Source organism: Pantoea sp. Nvir, assembly GCF_009829915.1.
Classification (GTDB): domain Bacteria; phylum Pseudomonadota; class Gammaproteobacteria; order Enterobacterales; family Enterobacteriaceae; genus Pantoea.
In genome coordinates this window covers 18,601-40,435 of record NZ_SZZW01000002.1, presented here as the reverse complement: position 1 = coordinate 40,435, position 21,835 = coordinate 18,601, and the positions used below count along the sequence as shown (strand labels likewise).

Sequence of the window (21,835 nt, the reverse complement as noted above, 5' to 3'; positions counted from 1 at the left end):
GCTGTAATGAAATGTTAGAAAACAATATTTTACGAAAATTTATAAAGGACACCCTGTAGCAGTCGTCAGCGTGTACGTGGGCATATCTCATTTTTACTGAAGAAATAGGCAATTTCACGAGAGGCAGACTCAGCAGAATCAGAGCCGTGAGTAGCATTTTCGGTGTAGCTGTCAGAGTAATCAGCGCGCAAAGTACCAGCTAGTGCATTTGCTGGATTAGTTGCGCCCATCAAGTCACGATAACGCTGAACGCAGTTTTTCCCTGCTAACACAGATGCGACAACGGGACCGGATGTCATGAACTCAATTAAGACATTGAAGAATGGCTTACCTTGGTGCTCAGCGTAGAAACCTTCAGCCTGAGTCTTGTTCATTTGAAGCATTTTAGTACCAATGATTTGAAAACCTGCGCTCTCAAAACGGCCATAGATGGCACCAATTAAATTTTTAGCAACAGCGTTTGGTTTAATGATGGAAAAGGTATATTCGATTGCCATCTTGACCTCTGTTTCTAGTATTCAAAAAAACTGGGAACATGCTTCTGGTAAAAACGCGCCAGTTATGTGGATATAGACAAGTATTTGCTTATGTTCTATTGCCCCATTATATGGATAATTATAAATTATTAATATTTGTCAGGGTGTTGCAACTAAGCAAATACGGTAAATATGTTTATTATTAACATTTACGAATACAAGGAGGTATAATCAACTTACCTGTTTTATCCATTACTATAGAAATGACGGGTATCGTTATCTATAAATCCCGAGCTATATACTGCTCTTGTCACCGTGTACTTTACTAATAAAGTACAATTGAAGTACAATTTAAAAACCAATAAAAAATACTCTTGGAAACGCATTCAGATTAAACATGATCTATTCATGCCATATAGCAACATCACCATAAAACTTAATACATTATCTTAATGTACATCGCTAACACTATAAGCGATATGGTGATAAATTCGTCGCCTAATTTTAGCGATGTTGGTATAGTTTTTATCGCTAGTAGCCATTGACTAGCCCCCCCTCTTAGCTATTAGCAAATGTTCCAAGTACACTAATAGTACGACACTCAGACCGCGCGGTATTCACTGTTAAACGGATAATCCACTAAATGACTTGTTGCAGTTTATGATTTACTTTAGCGCGCTGACTGTAGTCACAGTCTTAGCTATAGTCCACTACAATTCAGGCTTGTCAAGCTAGATTTAGTCTGGCATGGTAAAGCACTATACCATATTACTCAAGACTGCACGTCTAAAAAATAAAGTAAAAATCTATACTTTTATAGCATTACCTCAAGTGTATGACAGATAGCATACCCTCGCTGTTTTTGTTACATGATGTTCCTCAACTGTATAATTGACTCATTATACTTGTTTGTATAATATGTATAAATCATATATTAATATAGAAATGCTACCAACTTCTGAGCAATAGCATAATTGCATTATCTTGGGATATCCGTTCCTATCTTCACGACTAAGAGAAGAGTGGCTGTTTATAAATTTTTAGGTAAAAACCTTTGTAGGTCAGGTGTATTGTTCCCTTCGGTTTTACAAGCAATGTGCATATTATCTGGATTTGATAGAGTCACTCACCGCACCTTTTGCTTCTTGAGAAGTAGATAATTCTACTCTATATTCTCTTCATGAACTGTCATAAAGTGTGATGTTCACGACTCCGGATCCTTTCAACTCTATAATCATTGCTGTGGCTATTACGTTTACGCTTAATCTGCAGCACACTTTACTACCGTCTCTTTCAGATTCACGCCAACTTTTGCAAAGATGACATATAATGTACCATGTGATTTTGTTTCTATTAACCACTAAACCTTACCATGGTCCGTGGCAGCCACATAGAATATGACCACGATGTAGTCTTAGAGACGGTTCATATACTCCAGCTTTAAAACGTTTCACCACCTGTACATCAATGACTTGGAGTACCATCCTTATGACTGATAAATGTCATATTGATTATAGATACTTCACATATATATTATCGAATATCTTCCAAACTTATCTTTTAGCAGGGTGAATAGCAAAGTTGATAGCAGTATGCAGACAATTTTCTAGCCCTAAAAACCGCAGACTAGGATGGACACTTCACTTGTTCCACCATAAACGCGCGCAGCACATACCAAGCACGCGGTACAGAGAAGACAATGAATGCCATCGTTGTAAATCATCAGATGCTTATTGCTATGAATGCACAGTTGCGCATCACCATGATAAAACGCATAAAAGTGTAACACCGCGCTCCAGATGGACGTGTGCAGCATATTAATTACTAGTTAAGATAATAGTTTTAAAAAGGTTGTTTTTTATTAGATGAGTGATGTGCATCTTTTTTTTATTTTTTTACCTATTTAATATAGTGTAGGGATTAACATGAATCAGACACAGACATACGAAGCTTGGTCACCATCTTTCTTACTAGCGCAATAGCGTATTCAATCTCTTCTTCAGTGGTAAAACGGCCCAATGAAAAACGTAGTGAACTATGCGCCACTGTGTCATCTAACCCAATAGCACGCAATACGTAAGAGGGTTCCACACTCGCAGAAGTGCACGCCGAACCAGAGGAGAGTGCCAGATCTTTTAATGCCATTAGAAGCTCTTCTCCGTCAGTTCCAGCAAAACTAACATTGAGAATATTGGGCACACTTCGGGTAAGGTCACCGTTAATCTGTACTCCATCCAGCGCACTTAGCCCGTGCCATAGCTTTGCACGTAGCATTGCTAACCATGCTGCCTCTTTTTTGCTCACTTCTTTAGCAATACGGAAAGCTTCACCCATACCGACAATTTGATGCACTGGTAAAGTACCGGCTCGCATGCATCTCTCGTGACCGCCGCCATGTATCTGAGCATCAATTTGTACTTTTGGATTACGGCGTACATAAAGCGCGCCGATCCCTTTCGGGCCGTAGATCTTATGAGCGGAAAAAGACATCAGATCGATCTTTAGTTTGCTTAGATCGATTGACAATTTACCGATGCTTTGTGCAGCATCGACGTGGAATAAAATATCACGCACGCGACAAAGTTCACCGATACCAGATATATCCTGAATCACACCAATTTCATTATTAACATGCATTAGAGATACAAGTATTGTGTCGTTACACAACGCGTCATGGACGGTATCCAGCGTAATAACACCATTAGCCGATGGTGCTAGATAAGTAACTATAAAACCTTCTTTTTCTAGTTGTTTACAGCTATCAAGTACTGCTTTATGTTCAGTCTGGCTAGTGATAATATGGTTGCCGTATTTTCGCTTTGCGTACGCAGTTCCTTTTAGAGCGAGGTTATCAGATTCAGTAGTGCCGGAAGTGAAGATAATTTCACGTGGATCGGCATTAACCAATTGAGCCACTTGATTGCGTGCGATATCGACCGCTTCTTCTGCTTGCCAGCCAAAACGGTGCGAACGTGAAGCAGGATTACCAAAGGTACCGTCTAATGTCAGGAACTGCATCATTTTATTAGCTACACGCGAATCGACTGGCGTTGTTGCTGCATAATCAAGGTAAATAGGTAGTTTCATTATGCTAAAGCTCTATGAAATAAAAATATAAGTCATATAGATTCGATCCTGAATGTGTTAATATCAGAGCCGAGTCTAGGATTAGTAAGCACTAATGTTAACGTGAATTTTCTGAAAGTGCTTGTTTTAAAAATGATCATTTTTCTGGGATTTTTAACGGTAGGCTACATACAGGATCTGCTGATTATTCACTAATTCAGCGACTGTAATGTTGTTTAAAACCTCGCTAATACACACGGTGAAATCACACCACAAAACATGTGTTAGGAAAAGTGTCCCAGATTGGCATCCTTTTTCACCCCGGCATTTAGTATCATCAACTGATTCATTGACTGTGGTAATAACTTCATTCACCGCAACGGAACCAGACTTTTCGCTTAACAGGTAGACCCCACCATGGCTACGTACTTTAATCACCAATCCATGCTTACGTAACTGCTTAACTAACTGATCTACACAGGAAAGCGAAAGAGATGTTGATGCTCGGAAATAGCAGCCAGCGAAACAGGTCCTTCATGAGAATACAAGGCAATGTGCAACATAGCAGTAACGGCGTAACATCCGTTTAATGTCAGTCTCATAACATGATACTTCTCTTAATTTAATAGAGTCCTATTATCAAAGAGTTAATAACAAAATAACAGATAACTGAAATCCTCTATTGCTGAATATGTTATTCAACTATTAGTTGAGTATTCTACTCAATTACTTATTTAGTATCCTCAAATGAGGCAAGCATCCCACGCAGAATATTCAGCTCATCACGTTCCGGACGAGCTCGTGCATAGAGGCGGCGCAGCTTGCTCATCACTTTTCCTGGATTACCTTTACGAATAAAACCGCTATGAAGAAGGATTTGCTCCAGGTGCTGATAGAAGAGTTCCAAATCTTTTACCGATGGGTAAGACGATTTGACATGAACCGGCACAGAGCACTGTGCTTTTTTCTGCTCTTTTAACCACGCCATACGAACTTCGTAGGCAATGATTTGTACAGCCATTGCCAGATTAAGCGAGCTGTACTCTGAATTAGCTTGAATTGCGACTTGATAGTGACACTGTTGTAACTCTTTATTGGTCAGACCTATCCGTTCACGGCCAAATACCAGAGCAATTCGCCCGTTTTGACATTCTTCTACACTTTTCACACCACATTCGCGTGCGTCTAAACTTGGCCAAGGTAGCGAACGTGAACGGTTGCTAGTACCGATTACTAGACTACAGTCCTCAATAGCATCGTTAAAAGACTGAACGATGTTTACATCATTGAGTATGTCACTAGCCCCTGCCGCTAGCGACATTGCCCTTGAATCAGGTTTTACCAATGGATTAACTAGATAAAATTTACTTAAACCCATAGTTTTCATAGCACGAGCTACCGCACCTATGTTACCGGTATGAGAGGTTTCCACTAGCACGATCCGAATGTTCTGTAGCATACATTAGCATTAGTGAGAGAAAGATGGGTCTTATGCTAACATAAGTCGAGACATTTAAAGCATGCACTGCTACACTGCGCGCCGTTTTTTAGCGTTCTTTAATATTTGTAAGAGATAGACCATGCATCCCATGCTCAACATTGCCGTGCGCGCTGCACGCAAGGCAGGAAACTTCATTGCCAGAAATTATGAAATTCCAGGCTCGGTTGAAACCAGCCAAAAAAGCATTAACAATATTGACCGAGATTCAGAGCGGCTGATTATTGAAGTAATTCAAAAATCTTACCCACAACACTCTATCTTTTCTAAAGAAAGTGGCAAAATAGCAGGAGAGGATAAGGACATTCAATGGATAATAGACCCACTGGATGGGACTATTAATTTTATCAAACGTCTCCCGCATTTCTCCGTTTCTATTGCAGTTCGCACTAAAGGACACACTACAGTAGCAGTCGTTTACGATCCGATGCGTAATGAACTTTTTACCGCGGTTAGAGGCCAAGGCACACAACTTAACGGTTACCGTCTGCGCGGAAGTACTACACGTAATTTAGTAGGCGCCATCCTGTCAACGGGGTTTCCATGTAAATCTAAGCAGCACGCTCCGGCTTATATAAATGCGTTAGCTAAATTATTTATGCAATATGCGGATTTTCGATATAGTGGATCAGCCGCGCTAGATCTAGCATATGTTGCCGCAGGTCGCACAGATGGTTATTTTGAAATTGCCTTAAAGCCATGGAATTTTACTGCTGGTGAACTACTAGTACGTGAAGCAGGTGGTCTTGTGACAGATTTTACCGGTGGTCATGATTTTATAAGTTCCGGTAACATCGTAGCAGGCAACCCGCGTGTAGTCAAATCGATGCTTTTCAGCATACGCGATGAGCTAAGTGAGAGACTTAAACTCTAATTATGAGAAAAGGACAGAAGGACAAGGATACGTACTTAAATAAATAAATGCTAAGATGCCGCAGAAAAGAATCAAGCATAAAACCGCTCAAATCACTCCTTATCATTTGATCCGAGCTTCCTTCCATGGTATAAAAATACCTTTGTTTTATATTCACCTCTCACGCGCATCTTAGCTTTTTCATCATTTTAGATATCTTGTATCGACTTTCTCATTTTTTAGCGTCGTTCGTGACTCAAGAAACTAACACAATATTGAGTACGAAGACCAATACGTCCCATGACCGCCGCTAACACTGCTTCAATCAACAGCATAAAGAAGATATACCAACTTGCCTTTGCAGTTACCTCCGCTGCCTGTTGTGCTGCTTCACGCGCTTTTTGCTCTGCCTGCTGTTTCAGCTGTCGATACTGCTGTACCGCTTGCTGATAGCTCTGTTCAGTTTGATTGACGATCTTTTCTACTTCCTGATCGCTTTTACTAGTATGCGCTTTAATAATGTTTTTTAGTGCATCGCGATTCACTACCTGCAAAGTATCGGAATGAAGATTCAGTACTCCACGCACCCAACTCGTAATATCGTTATCAGCGTTTTTTGAGTTATTTTCCTTATTATTTTTTTCATTACCTATACTCTGCTGTACATTTTCTTGCTGTAATTCCGATGTACCTGTTTGATGTAGCATGGTAGTCAATTCATGTTGCAGGTTATCAAGATTTATATTATTGTCGTACAACTTTTGTTTTGCATAATTAGTCACCATTGGTACAGCTGTAGAAATACTACTACCGATTGCTTGGAAACCTGTACCAATAATATTAAATGCGCCTCCGATTAAATTACTCGCCAAAGAAACTGTCAACCAGATAGTTAACAAAGTGCTGACTCCGAACATGAGTAAACCATGTAGAGCACCTTGCCGCTGTGCTAAACATCCCGCTAAATAGCTACCCACTGCCATAGAAATTAACATACTTAGTCCGGTCCAGATCAGAGCTCCGGTGCCAAGATGTTGTAGTGGATTTTGTTCTTGCTGCGGATCAACTGTGGCCGCCCCAATCGCGGTACCAAGCAAGGTAAGTAAAATATGTACAATGAGCACACTAATTACGCCTGCAAAGATCGCACTCCAAGAAATACGTCTCACCGCTAATCCAGCGTACGTTTCCGCTATGGTTTCTGTTGTACTATTATCAACCCGAGTTTGATGCATAATGGTTCTCCTCACAATAGACAACCTTGAATAACCAATATTTTTCAGAAAAAATAACATCTGAATATTGTTATTCAGCCTAGACGAGAAAGTTGCATTTCACCACAAAGATCACTAATCTATTTTAACTGTTAAAATACATGCAAAGATAATAAGATCAGGAAATATTCACTGACTGTTTTTAAAAAAAATTATTTATAATTAAAAAATATCTGTATTAAGACACAATATCTCTCTGCTACCGACAGATATCTTAAATATCTATGGTGACTCTTAACGAGGCGACTAAATAATACTAATAATCTGTCAATCCACCCCCCGTACTGCTTTATTCATTAATCGTTACCATTCATTGATTGAATGGTGACAAAAACGAATAAGTATGAAAATTACTAGTATTAGCAGCATTGTGAATTTTGACGCTGTTAAGGCTAAAAGGTGCGCGGGCGTAAAAAAAGTGCGGGTAATACCACTAAGGCCATAGCCCAGAAAAGGTGTCCCTGCAAATACGTATAAAGGACTCCGCAGACTATGGTCATTAGCGCTAGTCCACCACCCATGCCTAGCGCTGAATACAGCGACTGTAGTTGGATCACATCCGTACTGCTGTGAGCGGAAATAAAGCGCATTGCCGCTAAATGGCAGACCGTGAAACTGCCGCAATGTAAAATCTGTGCGACAATCAGCCAAGGCAGTACAGTTGTAGCTCCTAGAACTACCCAGCGCGCTAGAGCGCAAATCCCAGAGAGTAATAATAGATCTCGGGCGCTCCAATATTGGAATAAACGATCACTTGAAGCAAAAATTAATACCTCCGCCACTACCCCAAGAGACCATAGATAGCCCACCACTGAAGCAGAGTAACCGCTCTGCTGCCACCAAATAGCGCTAAATCCGTAATAAGCAGCGTGAGCACCTTGCATCATCATGATACACAGCATAAAGTGCCATACGTTCTTTTCGCGCAAAAGCCTAGGCCAAACCTGCCAAGCACCGTACGTCGTTGTGACTTGTTTTACCTCATCCTGTGGTTTAATAAGTGGCGATAATAACATACCAACCAGCATGACTATTACGCCTACAGATAGTAGAGTCAGAATCGCTTGTGATGACCAATAATTCACCAATAGCCCGGTCAACACCGAACTGATCACGAATGCCAAAGATCCCCATAGCCGTACTGGACCATATTTTAGACCAATTTGCTGATTCCAGATAGCAGCTAACGCATCGCTGAGCGGAACTAATGGTGAGAAGAAGAGGTTAAAGCCTACCATTACTAATAGCAGCCATAGCCACTGTTGCCCAATCCAATAACCTCCGGCAAATAAACAAGTCATCAATGCCAACCACCGCAAAACAATTATCAATTGTGTTGGGTGTTGCATCCGAGACGCAATCAACAAACTGCCTGCAAAACGTGCTACCATGCCGCAACCGAGAAGTAGGCCGATTTTTTCAGCATCAAGGCCGGTACTTTTTAACCAAAAACCCCAAAAAGGTAAGTAGATACCGTAACAAAAAAAGTAAGTAAAATAGCTGATACCGAGCCACTTCGCTGAGCTAATTGCCATTTCCCCTCCAGCAATATACGTCCCTTAACGTTATTGCGTGCCAATGTACTTGGAAATACGGCAATAAAAAAGAACAATTAAATCATTCTATTATAATTTAGAAAAAAATTACCGCTTATGCGTAAACTGGCAGACGAGCACAAATTTTTAACACTTTCTGCTTAGTACGCTCGATGGTTACTGTGTCATTGACATTATCCAGTACATCTGCAATCCAGCTAGCTAGCTCGCATACTTCCGCCTCTTTAAAGCCACGACGGGTAACCGCGGGTGTGCCAATACGGATACCGGAAGTCACAAAAGGACTTTTTGGATCATTCGGAACGCTGTTTTTGTTAACGGTGATATTAGCGCGACCTAGCGCGGCATCTGCTTCCTTACCAGTCAGTTTTTTATTGATCAAATCAATTAGAAATAAGTGATTATTAGTGCTGCCTGACACAATACTATAACCTCGTTCAATTAACACTTTAACCATCGCTTTAGAGTTTTTAGCAACCTGCTGCTGGTATACCGTGAACTCCGGTTCCATGGCCTCTTTGAATGCCACAGCTTTGCCTGCTATCACATGCATCAACGGACCGCCCTGTCCGCCGGGGAAGACAGCAGCATTTATTTTCTTGTAAAAATCTTCGTTACCTCCTTTCGCCAAAATCAATCCTCCACGAGGACCGGCCAGAGTTTTATGTGTTGTTGAAGTAACGATGTGTGCATGTGGCACTGGGCTTGGGTAAACGTCAGCAGCTACTAGCCCAGCTATATGCGCCATGTCGACAAATAAATAAGAACCGACACTGTCGGCTATTTTACGCATTTTTTGCCAATCACAAATGCCAGAATAAGCTGAAAAGCCGCCTACAATCATTTTAGGCTGATACTTTTTCGCCAATTTCTCTAATTCATTATAATTAATTTTACCGCTCTTATCGATGCCATAAGGCACAACGTTATAGAGTTTACCAGAGAGGTTTACCGGTGACCCATGAGTTAGATGACCACCATGAGATAAATTCATTCCTAGGATGGTTTCTCCTGGCTGTAACAGTGCCATATAGACAGCAAAGTTGGCTTGAGAACCAGAGTGTGGCTGTACATTAGCGTAATCTGCACCGAACAACTTTTTAGCTCGATCAATCGCAAGTTGTTCAATAACATCAACATATTCACAACCGCCGTAGTAGCGTTTTCCTGGATATCCTTCTGCATATTTGTTGGTGAACTGCGAGCCTTGAGCCTGCATTACACGTGGACTAGTGTAGTTTTCTGAAGCGATGAGTTCAATATGTTCTTCCTGACGGACTTTTTCTTGCTGCATTGCTTGCCACAACTCGGCATCATAGTCTGCAATATTCATTGCACTCTTCAACATTTGGCATCTCCTAATTTAGCTCACTTTATGGACAGTAGTGTGAACTATGCTGCTTACTAGAATAAAAAAAATCATAGTTTAAACCGTTTTGCTAAGTGCCGGTAGCACCAGTTCTAAACTACACGCAAATGATAAGGCACTGGTAAAGGATTGTTATATTTTTTTAGATTGCAGTGTCACCACGATTTCTTTATGGTACTATACAGTTTGTAAAGTACCTTTTTAAAAGGCCAAAATTTAATTGGCCAGAGAAATTTTCTAGTTATTTACAAGCAGCGATGTTCAATAGTGAGCGGAATGTAGTTAAAAGATACTCTATTCCTGATAGGAAATTCTTGTGTTGATTGCATAATTCATTGTTACCATATGACATTCATAATGCTCTTTATCACTAGAATAAGCTTAGAAATCATCATAAAAGTCTACGCTGTGGGAGATGCTGCTTATTACAGCACCATGAAATACAAATGTTTTAAAATTAAAAAAACAACTGTCACTAATATACAGCTCTGTTCCTAGAACATACTATTTTGGCTAGTTTTAGCGATGTAACAGTAACAGCCTACAATTCTATTGTAGGTAAAGTTAACACACCATTATTAGTGGAAATCTGTTGAAGACAAGAAGAGAACTACATAACTTGAAAGATGAATGCTTACTAATATATTCATTTAATGTGTACATTACGATTTTTTAAATATTACACTATTCAACCCGCGGTAAAGATTTGACTGAGAATATGCCAATCCCTCAAAGCTGTCATCAAAAAAAATCTTCAGTAATTGATGAATAGCACATCATAGTTCACATCAAGATACAATCTATCTACCATATTAATACGCCCCATTTTTGGTATATGTTTTATACGCCTAGCCTAATAAATTTGCCATCTGATAAAATGGTATTTAAAAACAACTCATGCCTTCTTTAAAGCAGAAGGCATAAGGAGATTGCATTAATCTGTTTTATATAACATTGGATTTAATACTTTAAGTATCTACTTCCTATCTACAAATGCGTTACCTTTAATCATTTGACAAAATCCGTCTGCTTACAAAAAGCATCTATTCATCTTCCTGAGTACTTAAGTACATATTGTTTTTTAACACTGCATAATTAGATCATTAATAGATCATTTTAAGCAAAACTAGATTTTAAATACCGTATATTTCATTCACTGAATTACGCTTATAGCGACTTTGTTGATCCATATCTTACTAGTAGTATAGCTACTACCAAGCAAAGCTTATTTAAAAATAAGCTGATCGAGAGGTAATTCTTATTAATTTTAGAATTAAGATAAATATATTAACACTTACCAGCCATGGAATGTCCTCATTTTGGACACTACGACCTGTACCTGTAATACAAGAAGATAAGATATAACCTAAGCGTAAAAAAACAGTATTCATTATGAATGAATAACGGTAACCCTATTCCAATTTTGGCAGAGTGAAATTGATTATTTCATCATCGCCTAGTACACAATACTAACTATACCACCACTACATTCTGGTGCATGTTCCTCACTAGAAAATAAAAGAAAGTATACCACCCATTCAGTGGACTCATATTGAGTCAAGTACTCAATTATGAGTCAGCCAAGTATCTTTCTTTATAAAAAAGATAAACTATGATAATGGGTACGTTACTCAACAATCAGAAAAAAACCTTTCTGTCTTTTTTTTGATATTAAAAGAGATGTGTCACTATCCTAGTTGTTTGCGCGCGTTACGAAAAATACGCATCCATGGACTATCCTCGCCCCAATCCGACGGATGCCAAGAGTTGCTTACAGTGCGGAAAACACGTTCCGGATGTGGCATCATGATAGTGACACATCCGCTTTCGTTCGTGACTGCAGTAATCCCGTTAGGTGAACCGTTTGGATTAGCAGGGTAAGTTTCCGTAACTTTGCCGTAGTTATCAATAAAGCGTAGTGCCACTAGATTTGTGACCTCTAATGCACTCAGGTGCTCGCTATTACGTACCTCGACAAAACCTTCGCCGTGCGAAACTGCGATCGGTATATGCGAACCGCTCATTCCATCCAATAATAGAGATGGGCTAGATGCTACCTCGACCAAGCTAAAACGTGCTTCAAAGCGTTCAGATTGGTTGCGCACAAACCGTGGCCAGAGATCACTACCAGGGATTAACTCGTTTAAATTTGACATCATCTGACAACCATTACAAACACCAAGCGCTAACGTTTGTGAATTATGAAAGAAACTTTCAAATTCGTGGCGTATTCTATTATTGAACAGAATAGATTTTGCCCAGCCCTCACCCGCTCCCAGGACGTCACCATAAGAGAAACCACCGCACGCCACTAGTACCTGGAACTCACTCAAGCTATGGCGTCCCACTAGAAGATCACTCATATGAACATCGACAGATGTGAATCCAGCGCGATGAAATGCTGCTGCCATTTCAACATGTGAGTTGACACCCTGCTCTCGTAATACCGCCACACGCGGACGTACACCAGTAGCGATCATCGGTGCAGCCACATCTTCTGTAGGATTAAAAGTCAAGTGCACGTTTAATCCTGGATCATTATAATCTTTACGAAATTCATGCTCCTGATCAGCGTAAATAGGGTTATCGCGTAAGCGCTGCATCTGCCAACTTGTTTCCCCCCACCAAGTACGTAGTATCGTACAGCTTTCACTGTAGATCGTGTTATCTCCAGTGCGGATCACGAAACAGTTTCCAATCTGTGCGCGACCTAGCACATGACAGCAACTTGCCAAACCATAATCTGCTAGGATGTTCTCAACGATGTATAGATCTTCTATTTTAATCTGGATTACAGCGCCCAGCTCTTCGGTAAAAAGTATGGCCAACACATCGTTGCCCAGCTTAGCAATATCTACGTCAATGCCGCAGTGGCCGGCAAACGCCATTTCTGCCAACGTTACTAACAGTCCACCATCAGAACGATCGTGATAAGCCAGTAGTTTTCTCTGTAAGACCAGTGTCTGAATAGCTTTGAAGAAACTCGCTAACTGCTGTGTATCACGAACATCAGCTGGCTTATCGCCTAGCTGTCGATAGATTTGCGAGAATGCCGTCGCTCCTAATGCATTGGCTCCTTCTCCAAGATCGATTAGCAACAACAAATTCTTGTTATTGGGCTTCAGCTGAGGTGTTACCGTACGGCGTACGTCTTCTACACGCGTGAAAGCAGTGATAACCAGTGATAGAGGCGCTATCATTTCTCTCTGCTTAACTCCATGCTTCCATTGCGTTTTCATAGACATAGAATCCTTACCTACGGGTATAGTGATTCCTAGAGCAGGACAAAGTTCCTCACCTACAGCTTTTACCGCCTCGTAAAGACCAGAGTCTTCGCCTGGATGACCTGCAGCAGCCATCCAATTAGCTGAGAGTTTGACGCGCTTGAGATCTCCGATTTGCGTTGCTGCCAAGTTAGTTAGCGCTTCACCTACAGCCAAGCGACTAGAGGCAGCAAAATCGAGCAGTGCAACAGGTGCACGTTCTCCTATCGCAAAAGCTTCACCATAATAGCTATCGAAACTGGCAGTAGTCACTGCACAGTTCGCAACCGGAATTTGCCACGGACCAACCATCTGGTCACGCGCTACCATACCGGTTACGGTACGGTCGCCGATAGTTATTAGAAAAGTTTTTTCCGCCACACTTGGAAGATGCAGCACGCGGTTGACTGCATCTATGAGAGTAATGTCGTCACACAACAGCGCCTTACCTTTTGCATGTTGCATCATTACATTACGCGTCATCTTCGGCGTTTTATCTAGCAACATGTCTAGCGGTATATCGATAGGATTATTATTAAAGTAGCTGTCGTATAGGCTCAGATGCTGCTCTGCAATAGCTTCGCCGACAATTGAATAAGGCGCACGCTCACGCTGACAGAAACTGTCAAACTGCGCTAGTTTCTCTGGTGCAATTGCCAGTACATAGCGTTCCTGAGACTCGTTACACCATATTGCTAGCGGGCTCATGCCTGGATCATCAATGAGAATATCGCGTAGGTTAAACCGACCACCCCTGCCACCGTCCCTTACTAACTCAGGTATAGCGTTAGAAAGACCACCAGCACCTACATCATGGATAAACAAAATTGGGTTTTCTTCTCCCATTTGCCAACAGCGGTTGATCACTTCCTGACAGCGACGTTCCATTTCCGGATTATCGCGCTGTACAGAAGCGAAGTCGATATCAGTATCTGACTGGCCTGATACCACGGAAGAGGCTGTACTACCGCCTAAACCGATACTCATCGCCGGACCACCTAATACAATTAACTTAGCTCCGATGCTAATTTCTCCTTTCTGCACATGATTGGTACGGATACTACCGATGCCGCCTGCAAGCATAATTGGTTTATGGTAGCCTCGTAACTCAAAGCCGTTATGACTATTGACATGCTCTTCATAGGTACGGAAATACCCATTCAACAATGGTCTACCAAACTCGTTATTAAATGACGCGCTGCCTAGTGGTCCTTCAATCATTATATCCAGCGCACTAAAGAGGTGTTCCGGTCTACCGAAGTCCTCTTCCCAAGGCTGTTCAAACCCTGGAATACGTAGATTCGATACCGAAAAGCCGACCAAACCAGCTTTTGGCTGTGCACCGCGCCCTGTTGCTCCTTCATCACGAATTTCTCCACCACATCCAGTCGCTGCGCCCGGCCAAGGAGAAATAGCGGTTGGATGGTTATGAGTTTCAACTTTCATTAAAATATGCGTCGCTTCCTGATAATATTCATATTCGCCTTTTTGCGCATTAGCGAAGAAGCGACCTACCGCTGAACCTTCCATGACTGCAGTATTATCTTTATACGCTGACATCACATAATCTAACGTACACTCGAAAGTATTCTTGATCATTTTAAACAGCGACTTTGGCTGCTTTTTTCCATTGATAATCCAATCGGCGTTAAAAATTTTATGACGGCAGTGTTCGGAGTTAGCCTGCGCAAACATGTATAGTTCAATATCGTTCGGATTACGTCCCAGATTTTGAAAAAAATCCAATAGATAGTTTATTTCATCCTCTGTCAAAGCTAAGGACATCGTACAGCTAGCTTCCTTAAGTGCGTGAATTCCACCGCTAAGTAGATTAATGCTTCTCATAGGCTGCGGTGCATGATGTGTGGAAAACAGCACTTCAGCGTGCATAAGATCGCTAAAAACTACTTCTATCATGCGATCATGCAACAGCGACGCCAGCATCTGCCACTGTGTTTCATTCAGTTGCGGCATCTGCACATAGAACGCCAAACCACGCTCCAAACGATACACCTTCTGCAAATCACAGTTGTGTGCAATATTAGTTGCCTTAGAGGACCAGGGAGAAATAGTGCCGGGACGTGGCGTAACGAGTAAAAGAAAGCCTCGTGGAATATGTTTGGTGAGAGCAGGACCGTATTTCAGTAGGCGCTGTAAGCGAGCTTCTTCATCAGAGTTCAGCGGTGCCCTAATATCGGCAAAATGGACATATTCAGCGTAAATCTTACGTACTGGTAGCTTAGCATCCTTAAAGCGGTTCATCAGTTTGTTCATACGAAATGCCGATAGTGCAGGCGAACCACGCATAATTTCCATTATCTAATCTCTTATTAGAACGCTGATCCATCCTCTAAAAGAGGGATAACCATAAGAAAAAATAATAATATTATAAAGACATACTACGCCTGATAAAATTATTAGCGTATATCTTTTCATCTCGTGATTGAGCTAAATGCTGAATTTTGATGTATATATAAGTTGATCTTAGTAACTAAGATGCGAGAAGTTCCTTCTGGTTACCGTTCAAAACAATATCTATTCTACCTCTAAGGAAAATATTTTATATAATATAAAATCCCTAATAGTGCTGTATATTCGTACCAATCAGCCCCCTTTTAAATTATTGTACCATCAAATACCATAGTTATGAATTAAGCAATAGTAAAACTTTTTACCCATTGGCTGAACAGCTATATATGAACTGATTAAAAAGACCTTCCGAAGGATTAGAGTGATCTACAAAAATCAGTTGCAGTCTAATTGATTAGACTATCTTTTCTTTCCTTATTAAAGGGGGCTTAATATAAATATAATAATATCCCAATTTATCTGAGTTAACTTTGCCCCTTAGCCTATGAAAGTCGACGGTAGACTCAGGTTCCAATAACATTAGCAATAAGCTTATTTAACACTTACTTTCGTGCTAGTTTAGTACGGTTACCACAGTACACCATCGACGTAACATAAATAGGAGCAAGTGACATGGAAGGATATAGTCCCTATGATAATCGTCTCCTGCTCGTTCATTGGCATAGAACGACTAATCTATAAATATAGTAATTCCTATTATCTATATATATTATCTATATATATTATCTATATATAGTAGGTATCCTGTGGATATAGATGGAGAATGTAATTAAGTCCATATATGAGCGTGAAGTGTTAGCAGCGTGGGTAACCACACAAATTACTACCGTGACGTGCTTGCCACAGCGTTTTTTTTTGCTTGCGACGTATGCGGAAAAAGTCTCTCAGCATCATCGCACATGCTTCCTCTAGTACACCAGATGCTACTACTACCTGATGATTCGTACCGAAATGGCTAAGTACATCAATCAGCGACCTTGATGCAGTAGTTTTCTCATCACTGGCACCATAAACTAGTCGTGTAATACGGCCATGTACCATAGCGCCAGCACACATAAAGCAAGGCTCTAGAGTAACGTAAAGAGTGGTATCAAGCAGACGGTAATTTTCTAGAAACCTCCCTCCTTGACGCAGTGCTATAATTTCAGCATGTGCGGTTGGGTCATGCTGACTAATAGACTGGTTCCAACCTTCACCGATTACTTGAATACCCTGCACAAGCACTGCCCCGACTGGCACTTCACCTTGTTTCCATGCGCGATGCGCTAGCCGTAGTGCATAGCGTATCCAGTATTCGTCTTGATATTGATTCATGCAGATTCATACTTCCGACAACAGCGAAAGAAAATTTACAGCTATCCCGGTGAGCTGTGATTTACAAAATTTAAACTTTATCCAGTAGCTGGAACTCACCACGCGGCGTAATACGCCAGCGATACTGACAGTGCAAAAGCATCGGGTTATCCTGCTTGCTGTCGCTGTATCCGCTGTAAAGTTGCAGTGGCGTACCTATCTTCTTTTTCAGTTGTGCCACCTTTTCATAACCGAGACAGCGCATGGTTAAAACACGTCCGCCAAAACCACGCCGCATCTGACTAGCGATTAGATTGACACAAGGCAAGAAATTTGAATCGTAATATACTTGCTCCACTAGCGATTGCGGTGAACCGGTAATCAGCCATACGGCGGTATCATTACTGCTCAGGTACTTTATCAGACGCTGATGTACCGCCGGAAACACAACAATACGCTTACGAAACCATTGTACAAACGCTATTTCACGTCGTAAGAGTGTGTTCTCCGAATGACCAAAGGTAATGGACCAAAGCAGTAGGCTCATTGGCCAACATGCCGCGCGACCTTTAATTAACAAACCTAGACAGACTATCGGTAGCAAAGGTGTTACAAGAAATAAATTAATAGGTTGGCGCCATAGCAAATAACGAATGAACATTCCAAACATGTTCTGCTGGTGTAATGTACCATCTAAGTCAAAAAAAACCACGCGCTCCTGATTTCCGTTCGTTAATCCAATTTCTGGATTCATTGTATTCGCCACACTTACTCCTACTAATTAGTAGTGATCAGACACCGCTTTATTATTTAATAACTGCTATTTTAAAGGGCGGTCATAATCAAGGTGATTTGAATATTGTATTTAATTTCTATCTTTACATATTACAGTAACATTGTTTTAGTAAGAGCACATTCACGTTCTCATCGCTGTAAATCCGTAAGCTTTAGCTATCAAAAAAATCTTTTATGGAAGCGAATAAAGAGCGTCCTAATACTTCATTATTAGTGCGAAGTACTGTGGTGCACCGACCTCACACACCTAATAGGTCCACTGCTACTAAGAGCTTTATTTAGCATCATTGTAATAAGAGAAAACAAAATACACGCATAGCGCCTCCCTCTATTTATCATCTATATACTTCAGGGACAACCATTCGCGTAGTACTATTGATTGTAGTGAGTGTATTAACCGAGATTGTAGGCACTTAATCGACAACACTTGTCATGACAATTTATAAGATTAAATAAGCCGCTGTATTCAATACGTTCACCACTACGATAATTTTTTAATCTACAAAGAGCCACATTATTATTAATCTAATATCTCACTAGATTACGTGTTGCAATAGCAACAATTTCATTTACTAAAAAATATTAGCTTTCAAGAAGGACCGTTGCATAGGCATAGTAACGTTCATCTGCCATGGTGACATGTGCTTGCCTAACACCTAGTTTTTCTGCTACTTCTCGGGCATGCTGGAAAAAGCGCAGCTCAGGTTTGCCCAACGCTTTTCCATATACTTCAAATTGATTAAACGCTAGCCCGCCGCGAATCCCAGTACCAAAGGCCTTCGCCGCTGCTTCCTTAACAGCAAAACGTTTAGCCAAAAAACGTACAGGCCATTGATGACACTGATATTGCTGCCATTCGGTTTCACTCAGCACGCGACGCGCCAAACAATCGCCAGAACGCTCTATTATACCTGTGATACGCTTGATTTCAACGAGGTCAGTACCTAGCCCTAGAATAGCCATTAACAACGCACTTCCCGAATGAGCAACTTCATATCTTTGATCGCATTAGCAAGACCGCTAAAGAGTGCACGACTGATAATACTATGGCCAATATTCAACTCGTGTATCTCCGGCAGCATGGCAATAGGTTTTACATTATGATAAGTAAGACCATGTCCAGCGTTAACCTTGAGTTTTAAGCTAACGGCAAAGGCCACCGCTTTACTAATACGTGCTAACTCGGTATTGCGTGCAAACCCTTTTTGTACATTGGCATAAGCGCCGGTATGAATTTCAATGTATGGTGCGCCACTGGCGAATGCTGCCTCAATCTGATAATAATCAGGGTCAATAAACAACGATACCTGAATACCCACGTCGCTCAGCTCCTTAACTACAGCTTTTATTTTATCTTGCTGACCCGCTACATCTAGACCACCTTCAGTCGTTACTTCCTCGCGCTTTTCAGGTACTAGACAGACAAAGTCAGGCTTAATATCGCAGGCAATACCAACCATTTCTTCAGTAACTGCCATCTCCAAGTTCATCCGTGTTTGAAGAGTCTCATGCATAATACGTATGTCACGAGCAGTAATATGACGGCGATCCTCGCGCAGATGTACAGTGATAGTATCAGCACCCGCCTGCTCTGCTATAAAGGCCGCCTGTACCGGATCGGGATATTGAGTACCGCGCGCATTACGTACCGTGGCGATATGATCAATATTAACCCCTAACAATAATTCCGCCATGAATCTCCTCAAGTTAAAATTAGATAATATCTTATCTTAAAATCAGAATGTACTTTATATCTATACACCAGGCACAGCGCTATTTACCAGGCGCACTTAGTTTACTATTCATCGCAAACTAGGAAAAAGATAAATATTTGTTTAACACTTTAACATCTAAATAGGGATTCAAGATGAATACAGGTAAAGCGCTTTACCGCATACGGAGTATCAGCACCAAGTACACTACGTTCGCACAGAAAATGCAATATTAACGGCTACTTAAAAGGTGCTGATTCAAGCTACCCAGCTAATGATATTTTATTCGCGATATCTGGTAAGTCATGTTGTCGATGATATGCACACTACTATCAATGAACTTAATAAATTCAGCATCATAGATTAAATTTTCCCATAACACTAGCTCTAAACAGTGCCGCACCCATTCAGAAGAATTATTAGCCGAACCTAACATTTGCAGGTAGTTGAAATAATTAAAAAGAGTTTTGAAAAAAAGACATTTCTATTCCTTTAGCATGAGCTACAGCAGGTCATTGACAAAATGAACGCAGAAAAGCAGATTGTTGTTCTAACTGCACTAAAAGTTCTAACTTTACTACCATGGTTTAGGATATCAGAAGTCACACAAGTCCAAAAAAGAATCGGCTACGCAATAGAAAGATAGTTACCATCCCTCTATACATTGATCACACATTCTCTATATAACTAAAACTACGCAACGCATGTTCATTATTAGCCTGGCTGTATTTCACTTTGACCCATAGCTCAAGATGCACCTTAGATTTAAATATTTCTTCCATGTTTTTGCGCGCTTCTATACCCATCGTCTTAATTTTATTACCTTTACTGCCAATTACAATTTTCTTTTGACCTTCACTCTCCACAAATATAACACCGTTAATATTGTAGCGACCAAGCTTATCAGTCACAAATTGTTCGATTTCAACCGTTACAGAATATGGCAGTTCAGCACCAAGGAAACGTATTAGTTTCTCGCGTATGATCTCTGACGCCATAAAACGCTTCGAGCGGTCGCTAACGTAATCTTCAGTAAAGTGATGATCCGCCTTCGGTAAATGTTTACGCACAATTCCTGCAATTGTATCGACGTTTCTCCCATTTTCTGCAGAAATCGGTACAATATCTAAAAAATCCATCCGCTGGCTTAGAAAATACAAGTGCGGCAGCAGGATGCTTTTATCTGGAATATTATCAACCTTATTGATAACTAGTAGAACAGGTACTTCTTTGTTCTCACGCAGCTTGTGAATAACCATATCTTCATTCGGAGTCCAGACTGTACCTTCCACAATTAAGAGCACTAAATCGACATTGCCTATAGAGCTATTGGCAGCACGGTTCATCAGGCGATTAATGGCTCTCTTCTCTTTCATATGCATACCTGGTGTATCAATATAGACTACCTGATACTTGTTTTCGGTATGGATACCAAGAATACAGTGACGAGTAGTTTGCGGCTTATGCGAAGTTATAGATACCTTCTGTCCTAGCAGCCGGTTCAGTAAGGTAGACTTTCCGACGTTGGGTCGGCCAACAATTGCGACAAAACCGCAGTAAAGACTCTGCTTGCTCATTTGAATCCTAATTTATTTAGTGCCTGTCCAAGAGCCGTAATGTTACTATCTATTCAGGACTTAAATGAATTAATGCCTGCTCTGCGGCAGCTTGTTCTGCTTTGCGGCGGCTGGAACCTATGCCTACTACCGGATCAACCATGCCACTCACTTGACAGTGAATGGTGAATTCTTGATCATGAGCTTCACCGCGTACTTGTACTACCAGATAGGAGGGTAGAGGAAGATGACGCCCCTGTAAATACTCCTGTAAGCGGGTTTTTGGATCTTTTTGTTTGTCACCCGGTCTAATTTGATCGAGGCGAGTCTGATACCAATTAAGTATCAATTTTTCTACCGTCTGAATATTGCTGTCAAGGAAGATGCCGCCAATCAATGCTTCTATTGTGTCGGCTAGAATAGATTCTCGGCGAAATCCTCCGTTTTTCAATTCACCCGGACCTAAACGTAGACATTTCCCTAGATCAAACTCGCGCGCCATTTCTGCCAGTGTATCGCCGCGTACTAAAGTTGCTCGCATGCGGCTCATATCTCCTTCATCTACGCAAGGAAACCGATGATAAAGCGAATTGGCAATTACATAACTAAGGATAGAATCTCCTAGAAATTCAAGGCGCTCATTGTGATTACTACTAGAACTACGATGCGTTAATACTTGTTGTAAGAGTTCTGGATGAATGAAAGTATAACGTAGTTTATACTGAAGTTTATTGATCAGGGTGGTATTCATGCG

At 41.0% G+C, this 21,835-nt stretch carries 14 protein-coding genes and 1 pseudogene; 1 reads left to right on the top strand and 14 read right to left on the bottom strand.

Features of this window, described 5'->3' with window-relative positions; all coding sequences use genetic code 11:
- Window positions 1–65 precede the first annotated feature (65 nt).
- From ndk to trmJ, 4 genes and pseudogenes are all read right to left on the bottom strand, one after another.
- A complete protein-coding gene (gene ndk / locus FD729_RS02070) occupies window positions 66–497 on the bottom strand; it encodes a nucleoside-diphosphate kinase (RefSeq protein WP_159931637.1) in 432 nt (143 codons plus the stop codon).
- A 1,899-nt stretch (window positions 498–2,396) separates the two neighbouring features.
- On the bottom strand, window positions 2,397–3,563 hold the full coding sequence (locus tag FD729_RS02065; protein ID WP_159931636.1) for an IscS subfamily cysteine desulfurase: 1,167 nt from the start codon (window positions 3,561–3,563) through the stop codon (window positions 2,397–2,399).
- A gap of 156 nt (window positions 3,564–3,719) precedes the next feature.
- Window positions 3,720–4,144 (bottom strand): annotated as a pseudogene (locus tag FD729_RS05380) (Rrf2 family transcriptional regulator); the annotation flags it as partial.
- A 128-nt stretch (window positions 4,145–4,272) separates the two neighbouring features.
- A complete protein-coding gene (gene trmJ / locus FD729_RS02055; protein WP_159931635.1) occupies window positions 4,273–5,001 on the bottom strand; it encodes a tRNA (cytosine(32)/uridine(32)-2'-O)-methyltransferase TrmJ in 729 nt (242 codons plus the stop codon).
- Window positions 5,002–5,122: 121 nt separating this feature from the next.
- Here trmJ and suhB point away from each other — a divergent pair, with 121 nt between their 5' ends.
- Window positions 5,123–5,914 (top strand): inositol-1-monophosphatase, encoded by a 792-nt coding sequence (gene suhB / locus FD729_RS02050; RefSeq protein ID WP_159931634.1) that lies wholly within the window; start codon window positions 5,123–5,125, stop codon window positions 5,912–5,914.
- Between the two features lie 218 nt (window positions 5,915–6,132).
- Here suhB and FD729_RS02045 read toward each other — a convergent pair whose 3' ends face one another.
- The 10 genes from FD729_RS02045 to rnc form a co-directional block, all read right to left on the bottom strand.
- Window positions 6,133–7,128 (bottom strand): hypothetical protein, encoded by a 996-nt coding sequence (locus FD729_RS02045; protein ID WP_159931633.1) that lies wholly within the window; start codon window positions 7,126–7,128, stop codon window positions 6,133–6,135.
- A 431-nt stretch (window positions 7,129–7,559) separates the two neighbouring features.
- The gene (locus tag FD729_RS02040; protein WP_159931632.1) at window positions 7,560–8,702 is read right to left on the bottom strand and encodes a 3-phenylpropionate MFS transporter; all 1,143 of its coding nucleotides are present in this window, start codon (window positions 8,700–8,702) and stop codon (window positions 7,560–7,562) included.
- Between the two features lie 115 nt (window positions 8,703–8,817).
- On the bottom strand, window positions 8,818–10,071 hold the full coding sequence (gene glyA / locus FD729_RS02035; protein WP_159931631.1) for a serine hydroxymethyltransferase: 1,254 nt from the start codon (window positions 10,069–10,071) through the stop codon (window positions 8,818–8,820).
- 1,709 nt (window positions 10,072–11,780) lie between these two features.
- The gene (gene purL, locus FD729_RS02030) at window positions 11,781–15,674 is read right to left on the bottom strand and encodes a phosphoribosylformylglycinamidine synthase (protein WP_159931786.1); all 3,894 of its coding nucleotides are present in this window, start codon (window positions 15,672–15,674) and stop codon (window positions 11,781–11,783) included.
- Between the two features lie 846 nt (window positions 15,675–16,520).
- On the bottom strand, window positions 16,521–17,039 hold the full coding sequence (gene tadA, locus FD729_RS02025) for a tRNA adenosine(34) deaminase TadA (RefSeq protein ID WP_159931630.1): 519 nt from the start codon (window positions 17,037–17,039) through the stop codon (window positions 16,521–16,523).
- 70 nt (window positions 17,040–17,109) lie between these two features.
- The gene (gene yfhb / locus FD729_RS02020) at window positions 17,110–17,772 is read right to left on the bottom strand and encodes a phosphatidylglycerophosphatase C (protein WP_159931785.1); all 663 of its coding nucleotides are present in this window, start codon (window positions 17,770–17,772) and stop codon (window positions 17,110–17,112) included.
- A gap of 623 nt (window positions 17,773–18,395) precedes the next feature.
- A complete protein-coding gene (gene acpS, locus FD729_RS02015; RefSeq protein WP_159931629.1) occupies window positions 18,396–18,776 on the bottom strand; it encodes a holo-ACP synthase in 381 nt (126 codons plus the stop codon).
- Window positions 18,776–19,507: a pyridoxine 5'-phosphate synthase gene (gene pdxJ / locus FD729_RS02010; RefSeq protein ID WP_159931628.1), complete on the bottom strand. Its 732-nt coding sequence runs from the start codon at window positions 19,505–19,507 to the stop codon at window positions 18,776–18,778. The genes acpS and pdxJ overlap by 1 nt, the downstream gene beginning before the upstream one ends.
- Before the next feature lie 686 nt (window positions 19,508–20,193).
- Complete coding sequence (gene era / locus FD729_RS02005; RefSeq protein WP_159931627.1) at window positions 20,194–21,102, bottom strand: GTPase Era; 909 nt, start codon at window positions 21,100–21,102, stop codon at window positions 20,194–20,196.
- Between the two features lie 49 nt (window positions 21,103–21,151).
- On the bottom strand, window positions 21,152–21,832 hold the full coding sequence (gene rnc / locus FD729_RS02000) for a ribonuclease III (protein WP_159931784.1): 681 nt from the start codon (window positions 21,830–21,832) through the stop codon (window positions 21,152–21,154).
- Window positions 21,833–21,835: the final 3 nt, after the last annotated feature.